Raw genomic sequence first — 14,097 nt, forward strand, 5'->3', positions numbered from 1 at the left:
CCCTTGATACGCCCCCGGTCCGCAACCGTAGGATCGTCCTCCGCAATAGTTCACAGGGGCAACTCCCGCAGTTCGGGCAGGGCTTGACCGTACGTCACCGAGGGGCGGCAAGACGTGATCAAGGGGTACGAGGGTTACACCGGGACGAGCCGGAGACGGCCTGACGGACGAACAGTACTGTCGTCCGGCGAGCCCGCCGGTACCGTGTGTGGCACAGGAACTGCCTCTGACCACGCGGGAATTCCGTTCCCAGGACACGTAATCCGGGTATCGGCCTTTCTGCGGGACGAAGTACGGGACGAAGTATCGGGTATGCGGGACGCACTGCGTACACAACGCGCAGTCCCGGACGGATGGATTCGACACGCGTGACGGAGCACCCCACCTCCCACGAGCGCCCTGAGAGCGGCGCCGGCCCCACGGATCCCCGCGGGGCGCTCCTGCGTACCCAGGAGCCGCTGCGAACCGCGCCCGCCTCGGCCTTACCCGCTCAGGCACGCATGGGTGACGCCCCGGCGGAGCCGGGCACGGCGGCCCAGTGCGCGAAGAGCGGACAGGCACCCTCGGAGCACGCCCAGCCGGCGCTCTCCGAGCATTCGCAGCCCGCGGCCACCGAGCCCGACCCGCACCGCCCGCGCCCGGCGCCGGAGACCATCCCGGCGCAGCCCGGCGGTGAGCCGGACCGGTCCGGCGGCAGTGGTGGCGGGCTCGAACGGCGCGGCGGGCAGGGTGTGCCTCCGGGTGCCCCCATGCCCATGCGGCGGGACGGCGACCGGCTGCGCTTCGTGGGCGCCGCGACCCGGCGGATCGCCCGCGGCATCGACCTGGACGAGATCGTGATGGGTCTGTGCCGGGCCACCGTGCCGACGTTCTCGGACGCGATCCTCGTGTATCTGCGCGAGCCGCTGCCGGTCGGCGACGAGCGGCCCACCGGGCCCATGGTGCTGCGGCTGCGCCGCACCGACCGGATCCCCGAGGAGCGGGACACCGAGGGCGGCTTCATGCCCGCGCTCCAGCCCGAGCAGCCCGTCGATCTGGCGGTCGTCACCGCCGAGCAGTGCGAGGTACGGCCCGGCGGCGCGCTCGCCGAGGTGCTGCGGGGCGTACGGCCGGTCTTCGCGGACGCGCCCGCCGCGCACGACGCGCTGCCCGAACTCCTCGGCCCGGACGCCGAACTGACCGTGCCGACCGGCCAGCGGGCGATCCTCGCCCCGCTGCGCGGCCGGCGCCGGGTGATCGGCGCGGCGGTCTTCCTTCGCCGCCCGGAACGGATGGCGTTCGAGCAGGACGACCTGCTGGTCGCCGCCCAGCTCGCCACCCACAGCGCGCTCGGCATCGACAAGGCGGTGCTGTACGGCCGCGAGGCGTACATCGCCGACGAGTTGCAGCGCACGATGCTGCCGGAGGCGCTCCCGAAGTGCACCGGCGTACGGCTCGCGCACCGGTATCTGCCGGCCGCCGAGACCGCGCGGGTCGGCGGCGACTGGTACGACGCGATTCCCCTGCCGGGGAGCCGGGTCGCCCTGGTCGTGGGCGATGTGATGGGTCATTCGATGACCTCGGCCGCGATCATGGGGCAGTTGAGGACGACCGCTCAGACGCTCGCCGGGCTCGATCTTCCGCCGCAGGAAGTGCTGCACCACCTCGACGAGCAGGCGCAGCGGCTCGGTACGGATCGCATGGCGACCTGTCTGTACGCCGTGTACGACCCGGTCTCGCACCGGATCACCATCGCCAACGCCGGGCATCCGCCGCCGGTGCTGTTGCATCTGGGCGGCCGTGCCGAGGTGTTGCGGGTGCCGCCGGGCGCGCCGATCGGTGTGGGCGGGGTGGACTTCGAGGCGGTCGAGCTGGACGCGCCGGCCGGTGGCACGCTGCTGCTGTACACCGACGGGCTCGTGGAGTCCCGGCTGCGGGATGTGTGGACCGGGATAGAGCAGTTGCGGGAGAAGCTGGCCGCGACCGCGCAGCTGACCGGGCCGGATCACCCGCCGCCGCTGGAAGCGCTGTGCGACGAGGTGCTCGACATGCTCGGCCCGGGGGACCGGGACGACGACATCGCGCTTCTTGCCGCGCGGTTCGATGGGATCGCTCCCAGCGATGTCGCGTACTGGTTCCTGGAACCGGAGGAGATGGCTCCGGGGCGGGCTCGCCGGCTGGCCCGGCATGCCTTGTCCCGCTGGGGTCTTGAGGAGTTGACCGACTCCGTCGAGCTGCTCATCAGTGAGGTCGTCACCAACGCGGTGCGGTATGCGACTCGGCCGGTGACCTTGCGGTTGCTGCGGACCGATGTGCTGCGGTGCGAGGTGACCGACGACGTGCCTCAGCTGCCTCGGCTTCGGCAGGCTCGGGCGACGGACGAGGGGGGCCGTGGGCTCTACCTGGTCAATCGGCTGGCCAAGCGGTGGGGGGCTACTCGGTTGAGTGCGGGGAAGGTCGTGTGGTTCGAGCTCAACCAGGCGTGACCGCTCCGCTGGGGTGAGCCGCTGAGAACTCGGGGGCGGCTGTGCTCTGCGGGGTGCGGGTTCGTCGTGGCTGGTCGCGCAGTTCCCCGCGCCCCTTGACGGGCCTGCGGCCCTCCAGGGCGCGAAAGGGCGCCCGGTGGTTTTCGCCACCGGGCGCCCTCTGCTTGTCACGTGCGCTAGTCGTCCACCTGTGGATCGTTCGGATCCGTCGGTAGTTCGATTTCGCCGTCGTCGGACGGGGTTTCCTCCGGGGTGGTCTCCGGAGTCGTCTCGGGAGTCGTCTCCGGGGTCGTCTCCGGGGTGGTTTCCGGAGTCGTCTCCGGGGTCGTCTCCGGGGTTTCCTCCGGTGTCGTCTCCGGGGTGGTCTCCGGGGTCAGGCTGGGGGTCGGGCTCTCGGTGGGCGCGACCGCCGCGCCCTGCTTGGTCTCCAGGTCGAACTTGGTGACCTTGCCCATCACGCCGAAGGTGTAGGTGGCCCAGATCCGGGCGGGGAAGCCTCCACCGTTGATCCGGGGCTCGCCGACGGCCTTGTACATCGAGACGTGCTTGCCGTTCTTGCTCATGTCCTCGCCGAACATGCCGACGGAGGTCACGAGGTTCGGCGTGTAGCCGGTGAACCAGGCGGAACGGTTCTCGTCGGAGGTACCCGTCTTGCCGGCGACCTGCTGGCCGTTACGGGCCGGGTTGTCGCGGACGGACGTCTTGGCCGTACCGTCGTCGACCACACCGGTGAGGACCGAGGTGACCGTGTCGGCGGCCTCCTCGCTGATGACCTGCTCGCCGATCGGCTCGGGGAACTCGACCGGCTCGTCCCGGCGCGTGGCCGAGCCGATGATGGTCGGGGTGACCTTCTTGCCGTGGTTGTCGAGGGTGGCGTAGATGCCGGCCATCTCCAGCGGGCTGGCACCCATGGAGCCCAGGGTCTGGGCGGGCACGGCCTGCATGCCCTCGGTGTCCATGCCGAGCTTCCCGGCGACCTCCATGACCTTCTCCATGCCCACATCGACGCCCATCTGCGCGAAGACGGAGTTGATGGACTTGTTCATGGCGGTCTGCACGGTGACGTCGCCGTAGTCGACGTTGTCCTCGTTCGGCGGGTTGAAGCCGACCGCGGTGCCGTCGTCCATGACCTTGTGCCGGCTGTCACCGTCGTAGACCGTGCTGGCGGTGATCGGGTCGCCGTCCTGCGTCTCGGCGTCCTCGTCGACGGCCGCGGCGAGGATCACCGGCTTGAAGGTGGAGGCGGGCTGGTAGTCCCGGCGCATGGCGTTGTTCGTGAAGTGCTTCACGTAGTCGACGCCGCCGTACATGGCGAGGACCTTGCCCGTCTTCGGGTCGACGGAGACGGCGCCGGCCTGGATGTACTTGTCGACCTTGCGCTTCTTCGGGTCGAGCTTGCTGGTGAGGCGTTCCTTGACGGCCTTCTCCAGCGCGACCTGCTTCTTCGGGTCGACGTTCAGCGTGATGGTCCAGCCGCCAGCGTCGATCTTCGTCTTGGCGTCCTCGAAGTCCTCCGCCTCGCCGTTGGTCACGAGCTGCCTGGCCAGCTGGTTCTGGGCGGCGACGACCAGATAGCCGTTCTGGCCCTCCATGTCGGGGGCGGCCTGGGGCTTCTTCAGCTTGGGGAGCTTCAGGCCCTCCCGCTTCGAGGCGGTCAGCTTGGTCAGATCCTTCATCTCGACCATGTTGTCCAGGACGTAGTTCCAGCGGTTCGTGACCAGCTTCCGGCCCGTGGGGGTGGCGGTGGCCAGGTCGTACTGGCTGGGGGCCTGGAGCAGCGCGGCGAGGTAGGCGCCCTCCGCGACCTTGAGGTCCTTGGCGTCCTTGCCGTAGTACGCCTGGGCTGCGGCCTGGATGCCCCAGGCGCCGCGGCCGTAGTAGCTGGTGTTGATGTAGCCCGCGAGGATGTAGTCCTTGGACTTCTCGCGCTCCAGCTTCAGGGAGATGACCAGCTCGTTGAGCTTGCGGGTCACCGTCTGGTCGGACGTCAGGTAGTAGTTCTTGACGTACTGCTGGGTGATCGTCGAACCGCCCTGCTTGCCCTTGCCGGACAGGGTGTTCAGCAGGCCTCGGGTCATGCCCTTGAAGTCGACGCCGGGGTCCGAGTAGAAGGTCTTGTTCTCGGCCGCGACGAAGGCCAGCTGGACCTGCCTGGGAACGTCCTTCAGCTCGACGATCTCGCGGTTGGTGTTGCCGGTGCGGGCGAGGATCTTGCCGTCCGAGTACTTGTAGACGTTGCTTTCCTGGGTCGCCTCGGGGTTCCCCTTGGGAATGTCGATCATCAGGTACAGCACGACGAAGGCGCCCATGGCGAGCAGGCAGAGACCGAAGAACGTGCCCAGGATCTTCTTCCAGGTGAAGAGGCGGCGCAGGAGGCTCCTCTGTTGTGGCTTCTTGCCACCGCCCTTGGCCGCCGCCCTGGCCGCCGCCCGGCCACCGCTCTGGCCGCCCGTCTCGGGCGCGCCTATGACGGTCGTCGTCGACCCTGCTTCGCCCCCGGACGAGCGCTTGGGCGCCGCGCGGCGACCGCCGCGCTGCCGCGCTCGTCTTTCTTCCGCTCGTCCCATGGCTCCGGTCCGCTCCGCCTTCTGCTCGGTCGTCTCATACGTCACTCAGGTCATGTCAGCTCAGCAAGCTAACACCGAGGACTATGACAAGAGGGAGTCGGTCCGCCCTGCGGCGGCGTGACAATGCGCACGCGAGGCGCGTGCCCATAGAACTCATCCCACCGGAACGGACGTTCCAACAGGGCCGATGGTTGCCCCACCCGACTCATGAGTTGCCACTCCGTGGTCGCCGATCTCAGTGACAGAATCGTGACAATCGGCTCTGACCTGGGCCCTCTTCACACCCGACGGCGACCTATACACAGTAGGTATACGTGCGGTGTATACCCCCTGTGTACAGTCGTGCTCATGTCCATCGGTCACACCCTCCTGGGACTCCTGGAGTCCGGGCCCCGACACGGTTACGACCTGAAGCGGGCCTTCGACGAGAAGTTCGGTCACGACCGGCCGCTGCACTACGGCCAGGTCTACTCGACGATGTCGCGGCTGCTGAAGAACGGCCTCGTGGAGGTCGACGGCATCGAGCCCGGCGGCGGCCCCGAGCGCAAGCGGTACGCGATCACCGAGGCGGGCATCACGGATGTCCAGCGGTGGCTCGCGACGCCCGAGAAGCCCGAGCCGTATCTGCAGTCGACCCTCTACACGAAGGTCGTCCTCGCCCTGCTCACCGACCGGAACGCGGCCGACATCCTCGACACCCAGCGTTCCGAACACCTGCGCATGATGCGCATCCTCACCGACCGCAAGCGCAAGGGCGACCTGGCCGATCAGCTGATCTGCGACCACGCCCTGTTCCATCTGGAGGCCGATCTGCGATGGCTGGAGCTGACCGCCGCCCGACTGGGCAAGCTGGCCGAGGCGGTGACCCGGTGATGACGACACCCCCCGCCGGCTCCCTGCTCGTCGCGACCGATCTGCGCAAGGCGTACGGTCCGACCACCGCGCTGGACGGCGCCGAGTTCTCCATCCACCCCGGCGAGGTCGTCGCGGTGATGGGTCCCTCCGGCTCCGGCAAGTCCACGCTGCTGCACTGTCTCGCAGGGATCGTGCCGCCCGACTCGGGCTCGATCATGTACAACGGCCGCGAGATGGCCACCATGAACGACGCCCAGCGCAGCGCGCTGCGGCGCAGCGAGTTCGGGTTCGTCTTCCAGTTCGGCCAGCTGGTGCCGGAGCTGACCTGTGTGGAGAACGTGGCGCTGCCGCTGCGGCTGAACGGCGGCTCCCGCAAGGAGGCCGAGAAGATCGCCCTCGGCTGGATGGAGCGCCTGGAGGTCGACGACCTCGCCCGTAAGCGTCCCGGTGAGGTCTCCGGCGGCCAGGGCCAGCGGGTCGCCGTGGCCCGGGCGCTGGTCACCAACCCGCGGGTGCTGTTCGCGGACGAGCCCACCGGCGCGCTCGACTCGCTCAACGGCGAGCGCGTGATGGAACTGCTCACCGAGGCCGCCCGGTCCACCAACGCCGCCGTCGTCCTGGTCACGCACGAGGCGCGGGTGGCCGCGTACTCGGACCGCGAGATCGTCGTACGGGACGGGAAGTCGCGGGACATGGAGCGCGTCGTATGAGCTCGGCCGTGGTCCGCCAGTGGTACCGGGACCTGGCGATGGGGGTGCGGTTCACCTTCACCGGGGGCCGTGAGGGCTGGGTGCGTGCCGTGCTCACCGCGGTCGGCGTCGGCCTCGGAGTGGCGCTGCTGCTGCTCACCGCGGCCATACCGAACGCGTTGGCGACGCGGGGGGCCCGGGAGGAGGCCCGGCAGGACATGGGGATCGGCTATCTGGAGAACAACCCCACGTCCAAGCCGACCGACAGAAGCCTGCTCGTCGCCGACACCGACACCGAGTACCAGCAGCAGGAGATACGGGGACGGCTCCTCGAACCCGAGGGCGCGAAGGCGCCGACGCCGCCGGGGCTGGACAAGTTCCCCGCGCCGGGCGAGATGGTCGTCTCCCCCGCCCTCGCCGACCTGCTGAAGTCGGACTCCGGGAAGCTGCTGCGCGAACGGCTGCCGTACGACACGGTGGGCACCATCGGCGAGGCCGGGCTGATCGGCTCGGGCGAACTCGCCTACTACGCCGGTGCCGACGGGCTCGCCGAGCGGCTCCAGGAACCGGTGGCCTACCGGATCGACCGGTTCGGGGCGACCGAGCAGCCCCCGGCGGAGGAGATGGACCCGGTCCTGCTGCTGCTCACCCTGGTCGTCTTCGTGGTGCTGCTGATGCCGGTGGCCGTCTTCATCGCTACGGCCGTACGGTTCGGCGGCGAGCGGCGCGACCGGCGGCTGGCGGCGCTGCGGCTGGTCGGCTCCGACGGGCGGATGACACGTCGGATCGCGGCGGGCGAGGCGCTGGCGGGTGCCGTGCTGGGGCTGGTCTTCGGCACCGCGTTCTTCCTGGCGGGCAGGGAGGTCGCCGGTTCGGTCGAGGTCCTCGGCGTCAGTGTGTTCCCGAGCTACCTGAACCCCTCCCCCGGCCTCGCCCTGCTGGTGGCGCTCGCGGTGCCGGCCGCCGCCGTCCTCGTCACCCTGTTCGCGCTGCGCGGCGTCGTCATCGAACCGCTCGGCGTGGTCCGTACGGCGAAGCCCGCGCGCCGCAGGCTCTGGTGGCGGCTGCTGCCGCCGCTCGGCGGTCTCGCCCTGCTCTACCCGATGGTCGGCCAGGGGTCGGAGAACGGGGAGTTCAACGAGTACATGGTGACCGGCGGTGTCGTCCTGCTGCTCTTCGGCATCACCGCGCTGCTGCCGTGGGTCGTCGAGGCGTTCGTCGCCCGGCTGGGCTCCGGCGCCGTCTCCTGGCAACTGGCCGTCCGCAGGCTCCAGTTGAGCAGTGGCTCGGCGGCCCGCATGGTCAACGGCATCGCGGTGGCGGTGGCCGGCGCGATCGCCCTGCAGATGCTGTTCGCCGGGGTCGAGAGCAGGTTCACCAAGTCGACCGGACAGGACACCACGCGGGCCCAGATGGAGCTGAGCCTGCCGGACGACCTGCAGGTGAGCGTCGCCGGCAAGGAGATGAAGCGGGCCAAGGGCGCGGAGACCACCGCGGTGCTGTCGACGGCGGAGGTCTCCGCCACCGCCAAGGACCCCGAGGAGTGGGGATCCGTGACCGTGGGCGACTGCGCCGCGCTGCGCGAACTCGCACGGATCTCCTCCTGCCGCGAAGGCGACGTCTTCATACTGGAGCACCCGAGGGACCCGGAAGCGACAAAGCTCGCCACCGCCGGCAGGACGCTGTACTTCGACGCGTCCTTCAGCGGTGAGAAGCCGGGCGCCGAGCTCGCCTGGAAGCTGCCGGGCGGGTTGCCGAAGGTGTCCGAACGCGCCGACTCACTGCGGCCCGGGACGGCGGGGCTGCTGGCCACTCCGAGCGCCCTGCCCGCCAAGGCGCAGACGGAGACCGTGTTCGCCAGCAGCGTCTACGTACGGACCGATCCCAAGGTTCCGGACGCGCTCGACGAGGTGCGCAACGCCGCCGTGGCGATCGATCCGCTCATCAGGACCTGGGAGTGGCAGACGACCAGGCAGGCGGACGAGTTCGCGGACATCCGCACGGGTCTGCTGGTCGGCGCGACCGCCGTGCTGGTCCTCATCGGCGCGAGCCTGCTCGTCTCCCAGCTGGAGCAGCTGCGCGAACGCAGGAAGCTGCTGTCGGCGCTGGTCGCCTTCGGCACCCGGCGCCGTACGCTCGGCCTGTCCGTGCTGTGGCAGACGGCGATCCCGATCGCGCTGGGCCTCGCCCTCGCCTCGACGGTCGGTCTGACCCTGGGCGCGGTCCTGCTGAAGATGACGGACATGCCGGTGGCCGTGGACTGGCCGAGCGTGCTGTCGATGACCGGCATCGGCGCGGGCATCGTCGTCCTGGTGACGGCGCTGAGCATGCCGCCGCTGGTGCGGCTCATGCGGCCGGAGGGGCTCCGTACGGAGTAGACCGGTGCCGCGGTGACCAGACCGGTGCCGCGGCGTCCCCGCGGCACCGGCCACACTGGACCCCGCCAACCGCTCGCCCCCGGGAATGAGGACGCCATGTCGCTCGACAGCTTGAGGTCCGCGATTCCGGACTACGCCAAGGATCTGCGCCGGAACCTGGATTCCGTCCTCGGTGACTCCGAGCTGTCGGCGCGGCAGTTGTGGGGGACGGTGCTGGCCACGGCGATCGCCTCGCGTTCGGCGATCGTGCTGCGGGAACTGGCACCGGAGGCGCGGGCCCGGCTGTCGCCGGAGGCGTACACGGCGGCGAAGTCCGCGGCGGCGACGATGGCGATGACCAACGTCTTCTTCCGCACCCGGCATCTGCTGTCCGACCACGAGTACGACGGGCTGCGGACGGGGCTGCGGATGAATGTCATCGGTGACCCCGGGGTCGACAGGGTCGACTACGAGTTGTGGGCGTTCGCCGTGTCCGCGATCAATGGGTGCGGGTTGTGTCTGGACTCGCACGAGCGGGTGCTGCGCGGGGCGGGGGTGGGCCTGGGGGCCGTGCAGGAGGCGTTCAAGATCGCGTCGGTGGTTCAGGCGGTCGGGGTCACGTTGGATGCGGAGGCGATTCTCTCCGAGTAGGGCCTGGTAGGGCCTGGTAGGGCCTGGGGCGGCGGCTTGTGTGGGGTCGCCTGAGAGCTCGGGGGCGCGGGTTTGTCGGCGGGTGCGGGTCCGGTGGGGGCTGGTCGCGCAGTTCCCCGCGCCCCTGAAGGAGCCTGCGGCCCTTCAGAAAACCAGTCGCGCGTGCCCCTTGCTATCAGGCGCCAGTAAATCGATCGCGGGCCTCTACTCCCCCTGCGAAAATCCTGTCCCATGCCCTCCTCCCACCCCCGCGCCTTCGAAGCCCTCGTCGCCGAAGGCGATGCCGTGCCCACCGAGGGGTGGGACTTCTCGTGGTTCGAGGGGCGGGCGACGGAGGCACGGCCGTCCTGGGGGTACGCACGGGGGATGGCGGAACGGCTGGGGCGGGCCTCGGCCGCGCTGGACATCCAGACCGGGGGCGGGGAGGTACTCGCTTCGGCTACGCGGTTTCCGGCGGTGACGGTGGCCACGGAAGGGTGGCCGCCGAACGTCGCCAAGGCCACCGCGCTGCTGCACCCCCGGGGCGCCGTGGTGGTGGCCAGTGCGCAGGACGCGCCGCTGCCGTTCGCGGACGGGGCGTTCGACCTGGTCACCAGCAGGCATCCGGTGCGGGCCCACTGGTCGGAGATCGCCCGGGTGCTCGGGCCCGGTGGCACGTACTTCGCCCAGCACGTGGGGCCGAGCAGCGTCTTCGAACTGGTCGAGCACTTCACCGGGCCCCTGCCGGAGGAGACCCGCCTCGGCCGCCACCCGGACCGCGAGCGCGCCGACGCCGAGGCCGCCGGACTGGAGATCGTGGATCTGCGAGCCGAGCGGCTGCGGATGGAGTTCCACGACATCGGCGCCGTCGTGCACTTCCTCAAGAAGGTCGTCTGGATGGTGCCCGGCTTCACCGTCGAGGCCTACCTGCCGCAGCTCCGCTCGCTGCACGACCGGATCGAACGCGAGGGCCTCTTCGTCGCCCACAGCGCCCGCCATCTCTTCGAGGCCCGCAGACCGGCCGGATGACGGCTCAGGCGTGCGGGCCGACGGTGATCTTCCCGATTCCAGGTGACCGTCCTGACCTGCATCGTCTCGCGTCCCTCGCGCTCGTCGTCGGCGTCATGGGGCGACGCTATGACCTGTCGAGGTCAGGTCTTGACCTCTTTGTCGGTGTCCACATCGTTACCGCTTCCGGCTTGGCTTCGCCGGGTCTACTCGCGTAGGTTCAGACCAAGGTTATTCGCGCGAGCAAAGCTGCGCGGTACGGCATCGCGCAGCGGAGGGGGCTGCGCGAAGCCGTGCGCCCCGCCGGGCGCTTCGCCGGCGGCGTCAAGCTCGCGTTCCGGTCGCGCGTCACCCGTACGGGGGCGCCGGGCCGCTTCTTCTCGGAAGTCGCACAAGGATGCGCAAAGCCCACATTCCCGCCGGGATTTCTCCTTCCTCCCTTCGAATCCGCCGGGATTCGGCCATGATCACCCCTCGATCACACCCTGAATGAACGCTTCCGCACTCACCGCCACGCTGTCGTCCGGCTCCGGAGAGTAGTTGTGGCACGCCGATGCACGCAGCATCACTCACGAAGGGTTATGGTGGAAACCCCCCCTCGGGCCGGTCCGTCTCCCCCCCACGGACCGGCCCGTTTTTTCTGCCCGGATGTCGGCCCTCCGGAAGCCGGGGACGGACTCCGGGGAAGGCCGCCCGCCCGGCCCCGGGACCGCCCCAACCCCGCACACCCCTTGGCGGAGTTGGCCTCCAGCCCCGGTAGGCTCTGCCAACCAAGGGGACCGTCACCGCACCGGAGGGGCTGGAACACGTGAACCTGCGCGACACACTGCGCGGCCTGTTGGTCAAGGTCTACGCACGCAGGGTGGAGGGGCACCTCGACCACGCCCAGGTGCCCAAGCACATCGGCGTGATCGTGGACGGCAGTCGGCGCTGGGCGAAGGCGGCGGGCTCCACCACGATGGAGGGTCACCAGGCCGGCGCCCACAAGATCGAGGAGTTCCTCGGCTGGTGCACCGAGACGGACGTGAAGGTCGTCACTCTCTGGCTGCTCTCCACCGACAACTTCAACCGGCCCAAGGAAGAACTCGTCCCGCTCCTCGGGATCATCGAGGACACGGTCCGCTCCCTCGCCGCCGACGGCCGCTGGCGGGTGCACCACGTCGGGGCGATGGACCTGCTCTCCCCCGGGATGCAGCGCGCCCTCAAGGAGGCCGAGGAGTCGACCGCCGACATCGACGGGATAGTGGTCAACGTCGCCATCGGGTACGGCGGGCGCCAGGAGATCGCCGACGCGGTGCGCTCGATGCTCCTCGAAGCGCAGGACAAGGGCACCTCGATGGACGAGCTCGCCGAGTCCGTCGACATCGACATGATCGGCCGCCACCTCTACACCGTCGACCAGCCCGACCCCGACCTGGTGATCCGTACGAGCGGCGAGCAGCGGCTGTCCGGATTCATGCTCTGGCAGACCGCGCACTCCGAGTACTACTTCTGCGACGTCTTCTGGCCGGCCTTCCGGAAGGTCGACTTCCTGCGCGCGATGCGTGACTACGCGGTGCGACACCGTCGTTACGGAGGCTGAAACTCCGCATTACGGGTGAGGTGTACCCCACCCCCATCGGGACAGAAGTAACGAGGAGTTCACCGGGACGCCGTCGTACCGCTTGGCATGGCGGCGCATGTTCGAGGGCATAAGCCAGTCAGGTCGACGCCCGAACCACGGGTGTCGGATCTCAGCGGGCGGCTCGGGGCCGTCCGCCCGGGAGGCCCTTTGCACCAGCCCGATCGTGCGGTCACAGCACGGACGAAGCAGCGGAGGGCCGGTCACCGGCCCGTGCAACGGCGCCGACGACCGGCCCAGTTCGAACCCGTCGCTCCCCGACCTCATCCGAGGGGGTACGTCCTTCCGTGGTGACCAGCACAAAGCGCCGTATGCCAGACCGGCGCACCTACGTCCTCGACACCAGCGTCCTGCTGGCCGACCCGAACGCTTTGAGCCGCTTCGACGAGCACGAAGTCGTGCTGCCGATCGTCGTGGTCACAGAGCTGGAGGCGAAGAGGCACCATCCCGAACTCGGCTACTTCGCCCGGCAGGCCCTGCGCCTGCTCGACGAGTTCCGGGTCCGGCACGGCCGCCTCGACGCCCCCTTCCCGATCGGGGAACTCGGCGGCACCGTGAGGGTCGAGCTCAACCACTCGGATCCCAGCGTGCTGCCGAGCGGCTACCGCCTGGGGGACAACGACTCCCGCATCCTCGCGGTCGCCCGCAATCTGCAGGCCGAGGGCTTCGACGTCACGGTGGTGTCGAAGGACCTCCCCCTCAGGATCAAGGCGTCCTCCGTGGGCCTCCTGGCCGAGGAGTACCGCGCGGAGCTGGCCATCACGGACGCCTCCGGGTGGACCGGGATGTCCGAGCTGACCCTGCCGGGAGAGCAGGTCGACATCCTCTTCGAGGAGGGGTCGATCTACGTCCCGGAGGCCAGCACGATGCCTGTGCACACCGGCCTGACGATCCAGTCGGAGCGCGGCAAGGCACTGGGCCGGGTGACGCCCGACGGCAACATCCGCCTCGTACGGGGCGACCGGGAGGCGTTCGGCATCAAGGGCCGCAGCGCGGAGCAGCGCATCGCGCTGGATCTGCTGCTCGACCCGGACGTGGGCATCCTGTCGATGGGCGGCCGGGCCGGCACCGGCAAGTCCGCCCTCGCGCTCTGCGCGGGCCTGGAGGCCGTGCTCGAACGGCGGCAGCACCAGAAGGTGATGGTCTTCCGGCCGCTGTACGCGGTCGGCGGGCAGGAGCTCGGCTATCTGCCCGGCTCCGAGTCCGAGAAGATGAGCCCCTGGGCGCAGGCCGTCTTCGACACGCTCTCCGCGGTCACCAGCCGCGAGGTCATCGAGGAGGTCACCGCACGCGGAATGCTGGAGGTTCTGCCGCTCACCCACATCCGCGGCCGGTCCCTGCACGACGCGTTCGTGATCGTGGACGAGGCACAGTCGCTGGAGCGGAACGTCCTGCTGACCGTTCTGTCCCGGATCGGCGCGAACTCCCGCGTCGTCCTCACCCATGACGTGGCCCAGCGCGACAATCTGCGCGTCGGCCGCTACGACGGCGTGGTCGCCGTGGTCGAGAAGCTGAAGGGCCATCCGCTCTTCGCCCACGTCACGTTGACGAGGTCCGAGCGGTCCCAGATCGCGGCCCTGGTGACCGAAATGCTGGAGGACGGGCAGATTTAGCCCCCTCCTTCCGGCCCCAACCCCTGGGCGCCGTCCGGCAAAAGGCTCAGCAGCCTAGCCGGGCGGCGCCTTGGCGCGTGCCGCTTTCCTTGAATCACCGGCGTCAAACGAGGTGTGAGCTTTCACACTCACCACTGAATTGCCTCGCGGTGTCGGGTTACGGCAGAGTCTCATTCCTGTCAGGCCCCGCATACGACACACCTGTACCCCCAGCGGTACGGAACCTCAGCAGTACCGGGCACCACCCGGATCAACTCCATAGCGTCGTCGTATGCCGCCCGAGCACCACGCG

Annotated in this window: 9 protein-coding genes; 8 read left to right on the forward strand and 1 reads right to left on the reverse strand. The window is 69.6% G+C overall.

Annotated features, from left to right (window positions below):
* Positions 1–353: 353 nt before the first annotated feature.
* Positions 354–2,465 (forward strand): ATP-binding SpoIIE family protein phosphatase, encoded by a 2,112-nt coding sequence (locus ABT147_RS11670; protein WP_351404491.1) that lies wholly within the window; start codon positions 354–356, stop codon positions 2,463–2,465.
* Positions 2,466–2,641: 176 nt separating this feature from the next.
* Here ABT147_RS11670 and ABT147_RS11675 read toward each other — a convergent pair whose 3' ends face one another.
* Positions 2,642–5,032, reverse strand: a complete 2,391-nt coding sequence (locus ABT147_RS11675; protein ID WP_351404626.1) for a transglycosylase domain-containing protein — start codon at positions 5,030–5,032, stop codon at positions 2,642–2,644.
* Between the two features lie 348 nt (positions 5,033–5,380).
* On the opposite strand from ABT147_RS11675, the gene ABT147_RS11680 reads away from it, so the two are divergent.
* From ABT147_RS11680 to phoH2, 7 genes are all read left to right on the forward strand, one after another.
* Positions 5,381–5,905, forward strand: a complete 525-nt coding sequence (locus tag ABT147_RS11680) for a PadR family transcriptional regulator (protein ID WP_033531809.1) — start codon at positions 5,381–5,383, stop codon at positions 5,903–5,905.
* Positions 5,905–6,597, forward strand: a complete 693-nt coding sequence (locus ABT147_RS11685) for an ABC transporter ATP-binding protein (protein WP_351404493.1) — start codon at positions 5,905–5,907, stop codon at positions 6,595–6,597. Before ABT147_RS11680 ends, ABT147_RS11685 begins: the two co-directional genes overlap by 1 nt.
* Positions 6,594–8,954, forward strand: a complete 2,361-nt coding sequence (locus ABT147_RS11690) for an FtsX-like permease family protein (protein WP_351404495.1) — start codon at positions 6,594–6,596, stop codon at positions 8,952–8,954. Before ABT147_RS11685 ends, ABT147_RS11690 begins: the two co-directional genes overlap by 4 nt.
* Before the next feature lie 96 nt (positions 8,955–9,050).
* Entirely contained in the window at positions 9,051–9,584 is a 534-nt protein-coding gene (locus ABT147_RS11695; protein WP_351404497.1) for an alkyl hydroperoxide reductase, read from the forward strand.
* Between the two features lie 231 nt (positions 9,585–9,815).
* Complete coding sequence (locus ABT147_RS11700) at positions 9,816–10,592, forward strand: class I SAM-dependent methyltransferase (RefSeq protein ID WP_351404500.1); 777 nt, start codon at positions 9,816–9,818, stop codon at positions 10,590–10,592.
* A gap of 787 nt (positions 10,593–11,379) precedes the next feature.
* Entirely contained in the window at positions 11,380–12,153 is a 774-nt protein-coding gene (locus ABT147_RS11705) for an isoprenyl transferase (protein ID WP_351404502.1), read from the forward strand.
* A 326-nt stretch (positions 12,154–12,479) separates the two neighbouring features.
* Positions 12,480–13,805, forward strand: coding sequence for an RNA 5'-3' helicase PhoH2 (gene phoH2, locus ABT147_RS11710; protein WP_351404505.1), 1,326 nt, complete (start codon positions 12,480–12,482; stop codon positions 13,803–13,805).
* The last annotated feature ends 292 nt before the right edge of the window (positions 13,806–14,097 follow it).

Origin of the sequence: Streptomyces sp. NPDC001868, assembly GCF_040297125.1 — a bacterium.
Taxonomy (GTDB): Bacteria; Actinomycetota; Actinomycetes; order Streptomycetales; family Streptomycetaceae; genus Streptomyces.